This window comes from Fibrobacter sp. (assembly GCF_017551775.1).
Taxonomy (GTDB): domain Bacteria; phylum Fibrobacterota; class Fibrobacteria; order Fibrobacterales; family Fibrobacteraceae; genus Fibrobacter.
Map to the genome: position 1 here is coordinate 12429 of NZ_JAFZKX010000012.1, position 16519 is coordinate 28947.

14 protein-coding genes and 1 tRNA gene are annotated in these 16519 nt (G+C 50.5%); 2 read left to right on the forward strand and 13 right to left on the reverse strand.

Annotated features, from left to right (window positions below):
* Window positions 1-34: 34 nt before the first annotated feature.
* The 9 genes from IK012_RS01015 to IK012_RS01055 all read right to left on the reverse strand — a co-directional run bounded on the left by IK012_RS01015 (window position 35) and on the right by IK012_RS01055 (window position 12298).
* Window positions 35-889 (reverse strand): TIGR02147 family protein, encoded by an 855-nt coding sequence (locus IK012_RS01015; protein ID WP_290949439.1) that lies wholly within the window; start codon window positions 887-889, stop codon window positions 35-37.
* Between the two features lie 259 nt (window positions 890-1148).
* Window positions 1149-2672, reverse strand: a complete 1524-nt coding sequence (locus tag IK012_RS01020) for an FISUMP domain-containing protein (protein ID WP_290949441.1) — start codon at window positions 2670-2672, stop codon at window positions 1149-1151.
* A 1-nt stretch (window position 2673) separates the two neighbouring features.
* The gene (locus IK012_RS01025; RefSeq protein ID WP_290949443.1) at window positions 2674-3483 is read right to left on the reverse strand and encodes a hypothetical protein; all 810 of its coding nucleotides are present in this window, start codon (window positions 3481-3483) and stop codon (window positions 2674-2676) included.
* A gap of 64 nt (window positions 3484-3547) precedes the next feature.
* Window positions 3548-5191: an FISUMP domain-containing protein gene (locus IK012_RS01030; RefSeq protein ID WP_290949445.1), complete on the reverse strand. Its 1644-nt coding sequence runs from the start codon at window positions 5189-5191 to the stop codon at window positions 3548-3550.
* Window positions 5192-5308: 117 nt separating this feature from the next.
* A complete protein-coding gene (locus IK012_RS01035; RefSeq protein WP_290949447.1) occupies window positions 5309-6169 on the reverse strand; it encodes a TIGR02147 family protein in 861 nt (286 codons plus the stop codon).
* 160 nt (window positions 6170-6329) lie between these two features.
* Window positions 6330-9773, reverse strand: coding sequence for an InlB B-repeat-containing protein (locus tag IK012_RS01040; RefSeq protein WP_290949448.1), 3444 nt, complete (start codon window positions 9771-9773; stop codon window positions 6330-6332).
* Window positions 9774-9862: 89 nt separating this feature from the next.
* A complete protein-coding gene (locus IK012_RS01045) occupies window positions 9863-11023 on the reverse strand; it encodes a sodium ion-translocating decarboxylase subunit beta (RefSeq protein ID WP_072809289.1) in 1161 nt (386 codons plus the stop codon).
* Window positions 11024-11036: 13 nt separating this feature from the next.
* Window positions 11037-11396: an acetyl-CoA carboxylase biotin carboxyl carrier protein subunit gene (locus IK012_RS01050; protein ID WP_072809292.1), complete on the reverse strand. Its 360-nt coding sequence runs from the start codon at window positions 11394-11396 to the stop codon at window positions 11037-11039.
* A gap of 47 nt (window positions 11397-11443) precedes the next feature.
* The gene (locus IK012_RS01055; RefSeq protein ID WP_290949451.1) at window positions 11444-12298 is read right to left on the reverse strand and encodes a hypothetical protein; all 855 of its coding nucleotides are present in this window, start codon (window positions 12296-12298) and stop codon (window positions 11444-11446) included.
* A 225-nt stretch (window positions 12299-12523) separates the two neighbouring features.
* Between IK012_RS01055 and IK012_RS01060 the strand changes: the two genes are divergently transcribed.
* Window positions 12524-12596, forward strand: a tRNA-Lys gene (locus IK012_RS01060).
* A 54-nt stretch (window positions 12597-12650) separates the two neighbouring features.
* Here the strand turns inward: IK012_RS01060 and IK012_RS01065 are convergent.
* Window positions 12651-13172: a hypothetical protein gene (locus IK012_RS01065; protein ID WP_290949453.1), complete on the reverse strand. Its 522-nt coding sequence runs from the start codon at window positions 13170-13172 to the stop codon at window positions 12651-12653.
* Window positions 13173-13557: 385 nt separating this feature from the next.
* On the opposite strand from IK012_RS01065, the gene IK012_RS01070 reads away from it, so the two are divergent.
* Window positions 13558-14001, forward strand: coding sequence for a hypothetical protein (locus tag IK012_RS01070; protein WP_290949456.1), 444 nt, complete (start codon window positions 13558-13560; stop codon window positions 13999-14001).
* A 53-nt stretch (window positions 14002-14054) separates the two neighbouring features.
* Here the strand turns inward: IK012_RS01070 and IK012_RS01075 are convergent, their stop codons facing one another.
* Genes IK012_RS01075 through IK012_RS01085 form a run of 3 tightly spaced genes read right to left on the reverse strand, consistent with a single transcriptional unit; the run spans window position 14055 to window position 16503 of the window.
* On the reverse strand, window positions 14055-15077 hold the full coding sequence (locus IK012_RS01075) for a hypothetical protein (RefSeq protein ID WP_290949458.1): 1023 nt from the start codon (window positions 15075-15077) through the stop codon (window positions 14055-14057).
* 29 nt (window positions 15078-15106) lie between these two features.
* Window positions 15107-15778, reverse strand: a complete 672-nt coding sequence (locus tag IK012_RS01080; RefSeq protein ID WP_290949460.1) for a hypothetical protein — start codon at window positions 15776-15778, stop codon at window positions 15107-15109.
* The gene (locus IK012_RS01085; RefSeq protein WP_290949462.1) at window positions 15778-16503 is read right to left on the reverse strand and encodes a tetratricopeptide repeat protein; all 726 of its coding nucleotides are present in this window, start codon (window positions 16501-16503) and stop codon (window positions 15778-15780) included. Before IK012_RS01085 ends, IK012_RS01080 begins: the two co-directional genes overlap by 1 nt.
* Between the last annotated feature and the right edge of the window lie 16 nt (window positions 16504-16519).

Genomic DNA, 16519 nt, shown 5'->3' on the forward strand with positions numbered 1-16519 from the left:
TAGCGCACAATAATTTTGTTACGCGATTCATCTTCTATCTCCTTTTGTTATCCAGGCCCATTCCGCCCCGTTTAATGTTTTCCGTCAGCGGGAAAAGCTGCATGTTCAAGCGGCAGACTTTTTCCGGTGATTCTTCCGCATCCGCGATCGACACGATACGCTTGCGGCATTCAGCAAGTTCTTCTACAATTTTTGCGTAGGTCTTTTCGGACACCCCCATGGTAAGGCCGCTGAAGTGGCGATCCGAAATCGGGAGCTTGTCAAGGGCGTCGACAGCGAACTCGCTCATCTCGCGCAGCAGCGAATGCACCGCCGCGGCAACCACGTTCAGGCGACCCGTCGAAAGCAAGCCGTTTGTCTGGTGGTAGAACCCCTTGATATCCCTAGTCAGGAGCCCGGCCTTCAGGAGGAACCGGAGGCTCGCGGTGACATCGTTCGCCGAGATGGGCGGGCGGCACGCCCTCGCAATCTCGTGCGAAGTCGCGCCCGGCATCATCGGAGCCAGTTCGCGAATCACCGAGTATTTCCAGCTCTCGTAATAGGCATACATGTCGCTGCCCAGGACCTTCACGTTATGAGCGATGCACAGCGACTGCATCTCTTCGAAGAACTTCTTCTTCTGCAATGCGGTCTTGGCATTCTCGTAACAGACCATGAGAATAAAATATTCGTACTCGAAGCCGAGCAGCCCCATGGCAACCGCGGTCTTCTTCGCCCCCTCCTCGAGGAGCCGCGTCTTGCCGTCGCAAACGAGCTTCAAGTACGAACCCGAAGCGAAACCCGCAAGTTTCGCAAATTCACGCCACGTGAAGGCAGAACAGCGTTTGCGTTCGTTGTAGTAGTCCAGCACGTATTCGCGATAGTCTTTGTATTCGATAACCGATTTCATCTTGATAACAAAATAAATTATTATCTTCTCGGATGCAACAGTTTTCAAAAAACAAAAACGCCATTTTTAAGCAAATTTCAACGTTTTTAAATGTAAAATTAATTTTTTGTGTTTGATAAAAAACAAAATGACATTCATATAAAACAAAGTAGTTTTTTCGCTTGTACAAAAAAAAGACCCCGCCATAAAGGCGGGGTCATCCCTCCGTCCCTAATCCCGTCCGCAACCCCGCGGACAGATCAGGGCAATACGATACAACTTAGTCCTTCACGCAGCGCAAACCCAAATCTGCTGTTGGCAAGTAGTCATAAGAATAATTATCCCCATTAACATTCCAAACATTGTACTCATCAAGACCATAACTATATTCTATGCCGATAAAATAGCTGCCCGCAAACGAAGAATCAGCATCCGTCTCCCTATATTGCGGATAAACAAGCAGTTCTCTAGCTTGGTAGTCATCCTTTATAGATTCAGCCAATTTTTCCCACTCATAACTTTGCGGAATATGCCAACCATCTGGGCAGATACCCTGAAAATTTCGTTGAAAGAGTACATGGTCATTAACATCCAGCAAACGTTCACTGATTTCCGGACCTTTAGAATCAAAGCACCCTACCGGCAGATTTACAACCTGACAATAAGTATAGTGTCTCCCCACGCCGGGAATACGGTAGACATCTCCAGTATCTCCTGGAATTTCATATTCCAAAAGATCGGCCATCCAAGTGGCGGTAGCGCCTTCTTTCAACCTAACATCCAGAGTTTTGTAAACATGCCCGTCCCTTTCGTCAATCAAGGTTCCATACCTTCCGGCCGTATCTACAGGAGCATCGCCTTCATCTCTTTGCCCCGAATAATATTTCCACACACCATCGCGACAAATGACTCGATCGTCGGCTTTTTTTAATGGCGTAATCCTCCTGACAACGTCCTGAGTCTGAGCATCGCAATCTTCCCACGTCGAATCCGAACTCCCGGCAAACTGATCTAGATACTTCTGGAAATCAGGAATCCGGATAGCACCCATGCCATATAAATTGTGACGTATTCTCTCATAAAGTCCTTTTTCTTTATGCAAGGCAGCATACCTCTTCATTTGGTCAATCATGGCGCTGTCATCCCAGACACCATCTGTTTCCAAATCCATTGCTACAGACGCCAGTCGATCCGTAATATCTCCTATATCAGCGGCTGAAGTAAGCATCAACAAAGAGATTGCCAAAAGTTTGGCATCACCTTCATTGTCGTTCAATATGTCGAGTTGTTCGAACGATTCCTGCTCATTAGCAAATCCGAACGCATCCATCACCTCCTTCTCGGCCTGCCGTTTCGCCTCGTCAATGGATTTCCCCGCTTTGACCAGGTAACGAATTCGATCGAACGACAAATGAGTCAAGACGTTGATGTTGACTTGATCGGTTTTCTGCAAGTCAACAAGACCATTCAGAGAAAGTTTCCATTTAGACGTATCTCCAGTTATTTCGTTTATGTAATAACCGTTCGCATTAAGCCAAGCATAGCGTTCATCCAAAGGAATCTTTTTCAAAGTATACTTTCCTTGGTTGTTATCTATTGTTGTTGAAAAATGCGAGCCTGTTTGGTACAATTTTTCATCCATGCCATAAAGGGTGACTTCGGTCCCATTTACGAAAGGCCCCTTTTGCGAAGTTCCGGAGATAGTTCTTGTAGATTCCGTCGGTTCGGAACCTGTTTGGCTGCATGCAGTCAGGATGGAGCCCACCGCAAGCAGAGTGAAAATGCAATTCAATTTTTTAGACATATTAATTTCCCCCAAATTCGGATTGTACAAGCATCGGCATCATTGCGTTAATCAGATCAGAGCCCTTCCCATCGAGAATATCGAAGAAATCATCCAAGAACTCTTGTACTCGCAAGCAATACTCCAAAGAAGCGCAATGATCGTCATCAAGGCAGTTTGATGCATAAAAGAAAGAATTGAGATCCATAAAGCTGCTGATTTTCTCCAAAGCCCTATCAGCTTCTCCGTCACCGGTGACATCCAGGCTTTCCGATTTACCTTCATCTACAAGATATTCGAAATTAAAGAATCGCATCAATTCCCTATGGGCCTGCTTTTTAGCTTCGTCAAACGAGTTCCCTTTCTTGACGAGTTCAAGCGTACGATCGTATTCTAGATGAGTAAGGATATTGATGTTTACGCGATCCGTCTTGCTTAGGTCCGCCAAAGCATTCAGGCTTATCTGGCATTCCGAATTTTCACCCGTTGTTTCTCTTTTGTAGTAACCCGTCGCGGTCAACCTGACGTACTGACTTTCCAAATTGAGGCCATCAATCTGGAAATCGCCATCGTTGCTGCGGGTCATCGCAAAGAACTCCCTGCCGGTAGGTTTCAAGTTTCCCGCCTTGGAAGTCTCCTTGAGAACAACGCTGGAACCCCTGACAAAAGGCCCCTTCTGCGCCACGCCCGCGACATCCTTGTCCTTAAGCGCGACAATGCCCTCGGCCTCTTCGCTCGTGCCGGCGGTCGTATCCAAGCAAGCACAGAGCAGAGAGCCCATAGCCGCCGCCAATAAAAACCTTTTCAACTTCATATTATTGTGCCTAATCATATTTCATTCTCCTTTCCAAATGAGTCTGAACTGTAATTCAATTCTTTCATAATCCAGGTACAGCCTAGTCCTTCACGCAGCGCAAGCCGAAATGTTGATCTTGATATCTTTCAAAATACAAATCGGAAGTTTCTTCAATCCGGATATAAGAACTAGTGCATCTACATGTAAAATCCACACCAAAACCATGAATTACAAACTCGTGGGTAACAAACTCACGGGGATAATCATACCCGGGGAATTCACGCTCACTGATACTATAGTTATCCCTAAAACCCACCGTATACATATTTACACCTAAAGAAACGTCTGTTTCCGGATCAACATATTGTGACAGGACCAATAATTCCGCAACCTCCCAACGGTATCCATCCGAAATAAAATCAAACAGCTCAATCCATTCACGATCTATAGGAATATGCCAACCATCAGGACAGATGCCTTGAATTTTTTCTTTACCAAATATACGATCGTTCATTTCAGAGTCCAATTCCACACAAGAACCATTATCACTTCGTCCTAAAATCTGACATGGCGAATATTCTCGGCCTACTCCAGGTATATATTTATAATCACCTTTGCTGCTCTTGGGTTCATATTCCAAAAGATCGGCCATCCAAGTGACCACACGACCGTCATCCAGTTCAACGTCCAAGGTCTTATAGACACGCCCATCCCTTTCATCCACTAAGGTACCATACTTTCCCGCCGTATCGACAGGACTCATGCCTGCCACCCTTATTCCGTTATAGTATTTCCACACACCATCTCGACAAATAGCTTTAGACGATGGTTCATAAGGACGCTCGCTAAGAACGAGAGTATTCTTAACTTCATTCTGATTACTGCAACTATCCCACGTCGAATCCCAAGAGGACGCAAACTGTATGAGGTACTTTCGGAAATCGGATATTTCCGTCGCCCCCATCTTCCGTATATTCCAGCGGATCTGTTCATAAACACCTTTATGCGCAAGCATCGAGGCAATATCCTTCAATTCGCGAACAAGGACCGTATCATCGCAAACGCCATCTGTTTCCAAATCCAATGCGAGCCATGCCATAAATTCTGCGACATCGCCAACATTGCCTTTAAAACGCATTATCAAGGAAATCGCCAAAAGTTTGGCGTCGCCTTCGCCACCGCTAAGAATGTCAAGCTGTTCGAAAGACTCGCCTTCTCCCGAAAATCCGAAGACGTCCAGTACCTCCCTTTCTGCCTGCCGTTTCGCTTCTTCAACGGATTTCCCTTCATCTACCAAGTAGAGAATTCGATTGAATGACAAATGAGTCAAGACGTTAATGTTGACCTTATCTGTATTCTGCAAGTCCACCAGGCTATTCAACAAAATCGTTCGTTCCGATTTCTTTGCAGTATATTCATCAATAAAATATCCATTCGCATTGAGCCAGGCGTAGCGTTCCTCCAAGGGAATCTCTTGCAAGGAAAACTTCCCTTGATCGTTGTCTATTATTGTCGAGTAGCGCGAACCTGTTTGGTGCAATGTCTCATCCATGCCATAAAGGGTGACTTCGGTACCCTTTACGAAAGGCCCTTTTTGCGAAGTTCCGGAGACGGTTCTTGTAGATTCCGAAGTTCCGGAGACGCTTCTTGTAGATTCCGACGCTTCGGAACCCATTTGGCTGCATGCAGTCAGGATGGCGCCCACTGCAAGCAGAGAGAAAATGCAATTCTTTTTTCTAGACATACTAATACCCTCAAATCTTTTCATCTATAAGTATCGGCAACACTATAACAGACACATCAGGACCTTTTCCATCAAGAATCTCGAAAAAAGTATTCAACTTCATATTATTCTGCCTAATCATTTTTTGTTCTCCTTCTCCGATGATTCTGAACCGCAGTTCAACTTTTCCGTAATCGGGAAAAGCTGCATGTTCAAGCGATACACTTTTTCTACGTCCTTATATGCCGACACGAGCGAAACGATGCGCTTGCGGCACTGAGAAAGTTCTTCCACGACCTTTTCGTAGCTTTCGGCGTTGACGCCCATGGTAATTCCGCTAAAATGCCGCTCCGAAATAGGCAAATTGTCCAACGCATCAAGCGCGAATTCGCCCATCTGGCGCAACAGCGAATGCACCGCCACGGAGACGACCTTCAGGCGACCCGTCGTAAGCGACAACGTCGTCTGGTGGTAAACGCCCTTCACATCCTTCATCAGGAACCCAGCCTTCACAAGGAAGCGCAAACTGTCGCAGACATCGGCTGCCGAAATCGGCAAGCGGCACGCCTTTGCAATCTCGTGAGGCTTCGCTCCCGGCATCGCCACAGCCAACTCACGGACGACGGAATGCTTCCAGGTCTCATAGAAGGTGTAGAACTCGCTCCCGAGAATTTTCACATGGTGCGAAGAACTCAGGGCCTCCATTTCCTCGAAGCACTTTTTCTTCTCACGGTCCGTCTTCGCGCTTTCGTAGCGCACCATCAACATAAAATAGTCGTACTCGAAGCCGATCAACCCCATTGCGAGTGCGGTTTTCTTCGCACCTTCCATACGAAGCCGCGTTTTTCCATCGCCAACAAGCTTCAAGTACGACCCCGCCGCGAATCCAGCGTTCTTCGCGAATTCACGCCACGTAAACGCCGAAGTGCGTTTGCGTTCACGGTAGTATTCCAACACATACTCGTGGTAATCTTTATACTGAACAATTGATTTCATCATGATTCTAAATTAGATAATCATGCAACGCAATGCAACATTTTTCTTGAAACAAAAATGGCGAATTTAAGCAAATTTCGCCATTTATTAAATTTCACAAAAGATTTTTTCAATTTCATGCAACAAACGGCACAAATCCATAGAACAAATAAAGAACATCGCGCTACCGCACGGACACGCGCCGCACGCTAGCACCAATACGTACAAGGTATGTTCCCGCATGCGCGATCGGGATGGAGAAATTCGCCCCATCGACAGTTCCCCTGCGGAGTACGCGACCCTGCAGGTCGAAAAGCGCATAGGCGCCGGCAGCTCGGGAATCAGACGCAGCATCGAGCGCGTCCGTTATCAGGATATTGCGTCCGGCAACTTCCACGCCAAATCGGGGAGCAAGCGGAGCAAGTGTCAAGCCCAGTCTGAAACAGTTCTTGCAAGAGCTGGACGATTTGGAATTCACGCTCGAAGAAGACGCCGCGGGCCTAGAACTGCTACTGGACTTTGCGCTGCTAGAACTAGACTGCGGTGTGACGCTGGAAGACGACTTCGGAGCGGAACTACTGCTAGACTTCGCAGAACTGCTGCTCGACTTCGCGCTGCTGGAGCTAGACTGCGGCGTGACGCCAGAAGAAGACTCCGGTTCGCTGGAAGAACTTGAGCTATACTTGCCGAAGTATACAATCATGGTCGTATCCCTATCGACATAGAATTCACGGACCAGCGGCTGTTCGGCTTCACCTTCGAGGTCGCTCCAATAGTTCAGATAGAAGCCATCAAAGGGTTCCACCTTTATCGACACAAACTCGCCATAGGTATACACCAAGCTCGACTTAAGGCCCGCTATACGGCCACGATCAGGATTGCTGTTCAAGATGCGCACGGTAAAGGTCTTCAGTTCCCACTTGGCATAGAAATGCAAATCGCCCTCATCCAATTCCGAAATGTACGAAACACTGTTCCCGCCAAGCATGGCGTTGTCGTACCAGCCCTTGAACCACATGCCTTCCCTTTCGGCCCACGGGAGTTTCGTCTTCACGCCCGCCCAGTAATGGTCAATGTAAGTCGCTGTATCATCTTCATAGGTATAGAACGTCACGTTGTACTTGACAGCGGCAGAATTCTTGATTTCTCCGGAGAACAGCGGGAACGGATCTACGCCGACATTCTGCCCCCACACGCTGCCGTTCTCGCCCTCGCGCAGCATTTCTGCAACCGTGCCGTCAGCAAAGCGTTCCTTCGGAGCCAAGGTGCCCCCGAATTCCCATTTCGACGAATCGATATAAACGCTGTTGACAATCTCCGCGACATTCTCCAACAGCGTCGAATAGGCAATCAGCTGGCTCACCCCGGAAGAACCCACCACATAGCTGACAGGTTTTGCATTATAGCAATTCGCCATAACGACCTTGCCGGAAAGGCTTGCATACCCAACGACCCCCGAAATATAATTCCTGTAGCCACGGATTGCCCCCTGATTGTAGCAGTTTTCAATGCGCAGGTTCGCGCTTCTGTCAACATGCCCCACAACTCCGGCCACCGAGAAAGTACTGTCGGAAGTTTCCAGGGTGGATGTACTATAGACATTCCTAATTTCGGCATAATAGTTTGCCCAGACCGACAAGGTCTTATTCTGGATACGCGCAACAACACCCCCGGCGCTCCTCGCATCCGTTGCAAAATACGAATCGACAATACCCAGGTTCTGTATGACAGCGGGCGCACCCACTTCGCCTCCAATGACACCGAAGAATCCGACGTCACTCCTTTTACTATGGTCTTTGGGGTCGTTATAATACAGGCCCGAAATCGTATGCATCTGTCCGTCGAATGTACCCTTGAAACTGTCAATCGGGTTCCACGGAATACGCCCCGCCATTCCCGCCTTGTTGAGGTTACCTTCGTCGTCCAGCACGTTCCTGTTCACCACAATATCCTGCGAGAGGACGGCGCAAGCCTCAGCATCGCGCCGGTAACCGTCCGTCCCGTTCACGATAGCGGCAAAGCCGTAGAGTTCTTCCGCATCCGAAATGACATAGCAATCGTTCTCGTCCATTTCCGGAGTTTTCGTCTGGAACCACCTGGCATAGAAAACCTTGTCGCCCTCGTCTGTCGTAGTGATGGAATCGACGGCATTCCCGCTGAAGTCTTCTTCCGCATACCAGCCGGCAAAGACATAGCCTTCGCGCAATACGGCCCGCGGGAGTTTCGCCCCGACAGTATGGACATACGAATCTACGCCAAGGGAATCCACCTTACCGCCATTGGTTTCAAGCGTCACGCGGTATACGCGTTCGTAATGGCCCCAGTATTTCACGTCGGTAGCCTGCGTCGCAGGGACATGCGTCACGGGCTCGCCTTCAAAGTTTGCTTCGGCATACCAGGCCAACAGTTTGTAGTTTTCGCGTTCAATATCGGGTATCCTGAACTTGTAACCGGCAAGAATTTCCTTTGTCCAGGGGTCGCCACTACCCGTATCGAGACTGAGCGTAATCGTAGGCAGCACATCCCCACCAACGACAACTCCGCTGAAATTTGGCAGTGCATCAGAACCAATATTCTGGCCCCATACTAGGCCGTCAATACCGCCGTAGCTATAATCCCGCAACAAGGTGACGACGGTACCATTGGCAAACTCTTCTGCAGTCACGGAGATTCCGACCGAATCTACTCCCGGAGCAAGGAAAAACATGTTGTCCATGGTTCCCCTCTCTATGACGTAGCTGTTGACACCTCCCACCACAGCGCCCACACCTACGGACTTATCAGATGTCGCATTCACAGGGCCGGCGCTGAAGCCATTCACCAAACGCAAGCCATCGCCATAAGCAACGCCAGCAATCCCCCCTACGTTATTACCGCCCGAAACAGAGCCCACATTATAAACATTCACCAACGAAACATTCTTACCGTGAAGTGTACTCGCAATTCCGCCAACATAATCTTCCCCACTTACGCGGGCCGCGTTATAGCTATTGGTGACAGAGAGATTGTTATGGCCCCAACCCACCAGGCCACCTACCTGCGCATCGCCCTCAATAACTCCGTCAACGCTGCACCGGTCGATGAACACCTTTCCGTAATATGTGACAACGCCGAGAATTCCGGCCACGTTAGTGCCTGCATAAAAATAAGTGTCTACTAGACGGACATTCTTGATAGAAACTTCCATGGAAGACGCCTTATCCGAGAACGAGCCCGCCGAAGAAAACAACCCCACCTGGTCATAGTTAGTAGAATTAAGATACAAGCCTGAAATCGTATGGCCCTGCCCGTCAAACGATCCCAGGAAATTATGCATCTGCACCCATGTCGCAAATTCTGCCGTATCCGCAACGTTCAGGTTTCCGTCTGCGCCAAGAACCTTCTCGTTCACCACGATATCGGCAGTGAGCTTGCCACAGGCAGTGCTGTCACGAAGCCCCGCATAACTAGTCAGATTTCCAAACGTACCGTTTACAATATCGGCAAAACCGTACAGTTGCTCGGCTGTCGAAATCTGGTAACAGCCATCTACAAATTCAGGCTCTTCCGAGGTAATCGTCCTCGCGGCATTTGCTGACACCGCGAACATGGCGATTGCAACAAGCGAGATTACTTTTTTGGCAAACATGACTCCTCCTAACACTACTCGGTGCAAATATAAAAAAGGAGCCCCCGGCACATTGCCGAGGGCATTCCTTGATTCGCATATGCCGAATACTACGACAAACGGCTAATCATGTAACCAGCGCAGACTGCGGTACCGATAACGCCGGCCACGTTCGGGCCCATGGCGTGCATCAGCAAGAAGTTCTGCGGGTCATACTTGGCACCTTCCACCTGGGAAACACGTGCGGCCATCGGCACGGCGGACACGCCAGCAGAACCGATAAGCGGGTTCACGGGGTTCTTCGGAGAGCACCAGTTCATGATCTTCGCGAGGAAGAGGCCGGCCGCGGTCGAGAAACCGAAGGCGACAACGCCCATGGCGATAATCATGAGGGTCTGCGGCTTCAGGAAGATGTCGGCAGACATCGTGAGGCCCACGGAAGTACCGAGGAATATGGTCACGATGTTCATGAGTTCGTTGGAAGAGGTCTTCACGAGACGTTCCACGACGCCGGCTTCCTTGAAGATGTTGCCGAGCATGAGCATGATGATAAGAGCAGAAGCATCGGGCACCACGAGGATGCAGACGATCATCACCATCACGGCGAACACGATGCGTTCGGCCTTGCTCACCTGACGGAGAGCCTTCATGCGGATCTTGCGTTCCTTGTCGTTGGTCATCAAGCGCATGATAGGCGGCTGGATGAGCGGAACAAGAGCCATGTAGGTGTAAGCCGCCACGGCGATAGGTCCGATGAGGTGCTTTGCAAGTTTGTTCGCAGTGAAGATGGAGGTCGGACCGTCGGCGCCGCCGATGATACCGATGGAAGCAGCTTCACCGAGAGTAAAGCCACCGAGGGCCACGGCACAGAACATGGTCGCGAACACGCCGAACTGAGCGCCGCCACCGAGGAGGAGCGTACGCGGGTTGGCGATAAGCGGTCCGAAGTCCGTCATGGCGCCCACGCCCAAGAAGATGATGGGCGGGAAGAGTTCCAGGTGGATACCCTGGCTGATGTAGTAATAGAGGCCGGCAGTCGGGGTAAACATACCTTCGATGCTCCAGCCGCCATCGTAGAATCCCGCACTCGGGATGTTCACCGCCAGCGCGCCGAGGGAAATCGGCAAGAGCAGCAGCGGCTCATACTTTTTGACAATCGCCAAGTACATCAGTACGAAACTCACGATCCACATGATCACCATGGGTCCGGTGACATATGCGAATCCGGTATCGCAAGCGAACTCGACAACCGAATTTAAGAGTGAACTCATTTATCTGTACCTCTTAGGCGATGGTCATCAGGGTCTGGCCGTCGACGACGGTATCGGTTTCCTTGACGGAGATGGAGTTCACGGTGCCGGCGCAAGGAGCGACGACCGGGTTTTCCATCTTAAGGGCTTCAATGATAGCCACTTCCTGGTTGGCTTCGACCTTGTCGCCAACCTTGACCTTCAGCTTGAACACGGAACCGGCGAGCGGGCACTTCACTTCGGTGCCACCGGCAGCGACGGGAGCGGCAGCAGGAGCGGCTGCGGGAGCAGCGGCAACCGGGGCTGCCGGAGCGGCGGCGACGGCGGAATCAAGAACTTCAACTTCGACGTCGTAGGTCTTGCCTTCGAAACTGATACGGACTGTTTTCTTCATTTTGATTTTTCCTGGCTTATAAGCCTGTTAAGTTTTAAAAGTTGACCTTACTTGACAATCGTCCAAGCAGGGGAGTTAATGTTCTTGTAGGCGGTCACGCGGCAGGGCTGACCGATGGCCTGGGTCGCAGCAGCGGTCACCAGGGCAAGGAACGTATCGTTGCTCATGCCGGGGTGTTCTTCCAGGGCGGCCACAGCGGCAATGCCGAGGAAGGCCTGGAGCTGCTTGTTGGTGAAGCCCGGGTGGACGCTCTTGGCGTTCGGATCCCAGTCGCAGTGGGCCGGAGCGATCGTCTTGGGAGCAGCGGCGGCAGCCGGAGCAGCCTTGACCGCGGGGGCCGGAGCCTTGATCTTGTTGAGGCCGAGCTTCGCCATGATGAAGTTCATGAGGTAGCAGAGCACCGTGAGGCCCACGATCACCACCATCACCACGATAAGACCGGTGGCCTGGAATTCAACCAGGGAACCGATACCGAAGGTGTCGGCTTCGCCCTTGCAACCCTGTTCGGTGGAGTATTCGCCCTTGCAGTAGGTGGTCCCGAGCTTCGCCTTCGCGATGGGGAGCACCTTGTGGCCGGCGGCGTTCTCGATGGAATCGCGCACGTCACGGGCAAGCACAGCCTGGTCGTAAGTCTTGTAGAGAACCGCATGGTTACCGCCGTGGGTTTCCACGATCTTGTAAACCATGTCATCGCTCATACCCGGCATGGAAAGCTGCGCCTGGACCTGAGCTGCGTCGGAGGGGAGCATGAGCCCGAGCTGTTCGTCGAACTTGCCCTTCACCTTGGCAGCCGGTTCGCTTGCAACGATAGCCGGTTGCTGCACAGCCGCTTCGGCGACGGCGGCTTCGGCCGGGGCCGGAGCTACTGCGGAATCAGCTGCATTCTGTACTGTTTCATTCATATAGGAATGTGTCCATTTAATTAAGTGAACTGTTTGATAAAAATCAACGCGGGAGAATATAGTAATTTAGTTGTCAGTTACTAGTTACTAGTTACTAGTGAATATGCAGGAAAGGGTTCCTTTTAGATGAAAGACGGGTCAAAACGTTTTATTTTTAGAACATGCCGCCAAAACCCTTGCCATACGGCATGATTTTGCTATAATTGGGCACGTCCAAGCGACAATGGATGATTAGCTCAGTTGGTAGAGCAGCTGACTCTTAATCAGCGGGTCGCAGGTTCGACCCCTGCATCATCCACGAAAAGCCGGTTTCCTCGCGAAACCGGCTTTTTTTGTTGATTTTTACGCTTTTTTAGAATTCGAAGACTATGCCGATACCGGCAGGGAGAACGAATTCCTCGTTATCAAGCGTTCCATTGTCAACATCGAAATGGGTGTAATAGCCGCCATTGCCAGCATAGAACTCGAAGCCCATCTCGAAATACGCACCGAAATGCTTAAAAAACATGTGCTGATATCCCAAACCAAACACCAAACGCCAATAATTGATATCCCTCTTATGTTCAATGAGTTCAGCGTCCTCCGTGTCCACATTCGTTATCGTAAAGCCCTCCATTTCACCGGTTATCCATTCCGAAGAGTGGAATACGTAAGGGCCAGTCAAGCCCGTAAAACGATAGGCGATCCCGATTCCCCCCATAAAATCGTAGTCAGAGTTGTAGGACGCCAAATGGACGTTTGCGGATAGATGACCATCCAACATGGTGTACCCGACACCGACCATGCCCTGAGACGGTCCGAGTCCGAGCGAAACACCAACCTGGGCAAAACTAGCCCCGGCAAGGATGCAAAGTATCAAGAGTATTTTTTTCATGTGTTTTCTCCTTTTAACAAAATGGAAGTAATCTCCCCAAGCGCTCACCCTCAAAGATTATGTTGTAATATAAAATAAATGAATAGCATTATCGAACAGCAAGCCTGTTTTTCTGATAAAACGTATAAAATAAAGACTAATTGCAAAGCAATCTTACCAAATACTCTTTTTTTATACATTGCATGGTATAAACCTTTTTCCAAAAGAAACAACATGAAAAAAAATATCATTAGCCATAATCTTCATCTGCTGTTCTCTGGCCCTGGCTTCGCAAAACGGCATCAGCGTAACATATAAAGGAGCAACTCCCTCCATAACCGATTTTGTATCGGCCTACCTTTCCCCGACCGGCAATGAAGACGACGAAGACTACGAAATTGACGAATTGGCAAACTCCTTAAGGCAAACCTGGGAGCAGTACCATAAGGGAAAGCCTTTGGAAGAGGGAGAAGTACTCACCATCGATAAAAAAAACGGCTACATACTTTTAGAGAGGAAGCAAGAAGAATACTTAACAAAAATTGAAATGTGCTACTGGAACGAATCAGACAAAAAACACAAACTGTTCGCCGTCAGCATCACAAGTTTCGTAAACGGAAAGTATAGTGCCGGTCAATATGACGGGCTCTCCTTCTATCGCTATAACAACGCTTCGAAGACAATGAGCCTAACTCATGATGTCGGCTTCGATGTGGCAATCGGCACGAGTGACGGCGCTCAGATTTCCTACTCTCTACCACGTACCGGCAAAGACATTATAGCCACAATGTGGTACGAAAACAAAACGAAAAAGAAAACGATCAGATGGAAAGGACGCAAGTTCAATTAAAATCCATCCGATAGCCAGCCCATGAGTTGAATCGTCATTGACGATTTTCCAAACTATTCCCGATGCTCGTGCAGGTACAGGTTCGCCTCACCCACGGCTAGCTCGGAGCCCTTGATATGCCATTCGTCATCGGTTCCGGTGCGGTACTTCACGACGACGCGGTAGCGGTTATCGGTCTGCAAGACGGCCTGGGGTACCGTCCAGAAGTTCTCGGTACCCACGACCATTTCAAGTTCATAGAAGTCGCGCGTATCCACGCCGTAAATTGAGATGGTCTTGACCATGTCCTTCGGGTTACGCACCTGAATGATGCTCCAGTACGCACTTGCGCCGTCCTTGACCCAAATAGAAGTAGAATCGCCCCACACGCCATCGACGCCTTCGCAACTCACGAATTCCCATTCACCGGAATAACGGCCTTCTCGGTTGCCCATGATATCATAGGCCGGAGCGCCGCCCAGGTCCACGCCGCAGTTTGCGTCGGGGCACTTGTCGGTAATTCGCACGGTGACTTCTTTCCAGCCGTCGGGCGTTCTCGCCTTCACGTGGACGCAACCGCCGCACGCCAAGCCATCGTCCCAAGGACCCTTATCATCGCCGGGAGAAACATTCACATGGATGGCCGCATAATACTGGATGTTCGTCTGCCCGTAATTGCAGGCGCCACCGAGGCTCGTCTCTTTCACGACAGTACTCCCGTAAACCGTCACGGAACCCTTGCCGCCCTTTTCGGTGAGTTCGGGGTCGGCCGCGGTAAAGCTGTCGCAATCGGTGCACTTGCCGTCGTCGCCATCAGATGACGCAGGCGCAGATTCGCTGCTGGAGGCGGGCGTGTCGCTCGATTCGGGAGCCTCCGAACTCGAAGACTTGACCTCGGCAGAACTCGATTTTTCTTCGGCAGAACTCGACACCGGCGCGGAATTCGAAGACGAGCTTTCAGGCGACGGCACGGAACTCGACAGCGCCTGTTCGGAAGAACTTTCCGTTGCCGGGGCGTCCGCACCGGAATCACCGCCGCATGCGACAAGAGCCGCAGCCGAGAGCACACATAAAAAAACAAGGGCATGAAGTCTCATGTCCTTGAATATATATTATTTGGGGAAAATTACCAGTCCTTAACGGGTCGGGCTTGCCCGCGGATAGGTTTCCAGGGTTTGCGTTCGCCGTTCTGTTCGTCGAAATCCTTCAGGAGTTGCGCTGCCTCTTCGGGGCTCATCTCGCCCATCTGAACAGGCTGTTCCTGGGGTTCCTCGCCACCTTCGCTGTCGCTAGAATTTTCTTCGGGCTGCTGCGGCTCAGGCTGCTGCCCGCCATTGCTGTCAGAGCTTTCCCCGCCCTGGCTGCTGCTGGACTGGCCGCCACCATTCTGGTTCTGGTCATCGCCCTCGCTCGAAGAACTTTCAGACCCGCTGGAATTGCCATCGCCGTTCTGGTCCTGGTTCTGCTGATCCTTATTCTGGTCTTTATCCTGGTCCTTATTCTGATCTTGGTTCTGATCCTGATTCTGGTCCTGGTTGTTATCCTGGTTCTTGTCGTTCTTCTTGTTCTCGTTCTTCTGCTCGTCCTTGGCCTCCTTGATGCGGTCAAGGAGCATTTGCAACTTCTGGTCGTTCGGGTAGTATTGCAGGCCTTCGTTGCAAGTGATTTCGGCAGAGGGCAGACGGTTTTCGATGTACTGGAAGGCGGCATCACTGTAATAGGCGCTCGCGCTCTTCGGAGCGGCAAAAGCCGCGACGGCGAGGAACATGACTGCGACTGTAAGCATAATCTTTTTCATCAGATCACCTCCAGGTCGTTGTCAGTGTTGCTGGCGTCAATCTTCGCCTTGGGCTTGCGGCCGGCCTTGATTTCGATGACGTCATCGATGCGCTGCACGTGGCCGCTCAACTGGCCCGCAGTCTCGTCTTCGGCAATCAGGTTTTCGAGCATCTCCTTCGCTTCGGCGTACTTGCCATCCTTGCAAAGCTGGAGTGCACGAGCCAGGACTTCCTTCGCCTTCTCGGAAAGCGGCGGCTGTTTCTGGTCGTTGTTCTGGTCCTGATTTTGGTCCTTGTTCTCTTTTTGCTTGTCAAGTTCTTCCTTCAGCTTGCGCTGAACGATTTCGACGTTCTTCTTCGCATTTTCGAAGTTGTTGTCTAGGTCGATGGCCTTTTTCAAATAGGCTACCGACTCGCGCCAGGCGGCAATGCGTTCGCTGCCCTCGGCGGCCTTCTCGCCCATGCGGAAATGCGTATTCGCCAGGTTGTAGGCGGCCTTCGCCGCCATCTTTTTATCCGGCATGCGCACGGCACTCTCGAGTTCCTTTTTGGCCTCTTCGTAATTGCCGAGCCTGTACTGGCACGTTCCGATATTGTAGAACAGAAGCGGGTTCGCGGGTTCGGCCTCGCGGGCCTTCATGTACTTTTCGAGTGCGCCGGCATAGTCGCCCTTGGCAAACAGCTTGTTGCCGTCATTTATTGGCCGCGCCCACAGGCCGACCGACAGCAAACATACAAGTAGCACAAATAATCGCATAATT

Bases quoted from the DNA above. Each gene is read 5' to 3' on its own strand.
- IK012_RS01015 (WP_290949439.1), bottom strand. From the start codon at position 889: ATGAAATCGGTTATCGAATACAAAGACTATCGCGAATACGTGCTGGAC.
- IK012_RS01020 (WP_290949441.1), bottom strand. From the start codon at position 2,672: ATGTCTAAAAAATTGAATTGCATTTTCACTCTGCTTGCGGTGGGCTCC.
- IK012_RS01025 (WP_290949443.1), bottom strand. From the start codon at position 3,483: ATGATTAGGCACAATAATATGAAGTTGAAAAGGTTTTTATTGGCGGCG.
- IK012_RS01030 (WP_290949445.1), bottom strand. From the start codon at position 5,191: ATGTCTAGAAAAAAGAATTGCATTTTCTCTCTGCTTGCAGTGGGCGCC.
- IK012_RS01035 (WP_290949447.1), bottom strand. From the start codon at position 6,169: ATGATGAAATCAATTGTTCAGTATAAAGATTACCACGAGTATGTGTTG.
- IK012_RS01040 (WP_290949448.1), bottom strand. From the start codon at position 9,773: ATGTTTGCCAAAAAAGTAATCTCGCTTGTTGCAATCGCCATGTTCGCG.
- IK012_RS01045 (WP_072809289.1), bottom strand. From the start codon at position 11,023: ATGAGTTCACTCTTAAATTCGGTTGTCGAGTTCGCTTGCGATACCGGA.
- IK012_RS01050 (WP_072809292.1), bottom strand. From the start codon at position 11,396: ATGAAGAAAACAGTCCGTATCAGTTTCGAAGGCAAGACCTACGACGTC.
- IK012_RS01055 (WP_290949451.1), bottom strand. From the start codon at position 12,298: ATGAATGAAACAGTACAGAATGCAGCTGATTCCGCAGTAGCTCCGGCC.
- IK012_RS01065 (WP_290949453.1), bottom strand. From the start codon at position 13,172: ATGAAAAAAATACTCTTGATACTTTGCATCCTTGCCGGGGCTAGTTTT.
- IK012_RS01075 (WP_290949458.1), bottom strand. From the start codon at position 15,077: ATGAGACTTCATGCCCTTGTTTTTTTATGTGTGCTCTCGGCTGCGGCT.
- IK012_RS01080 (WP_290949460.1), bottom strand. From the start codon at position 15,778: ATGAAAAAGATTATGCTTACAGTCGCAGTCATGTTCCTCGCCGTCGCG.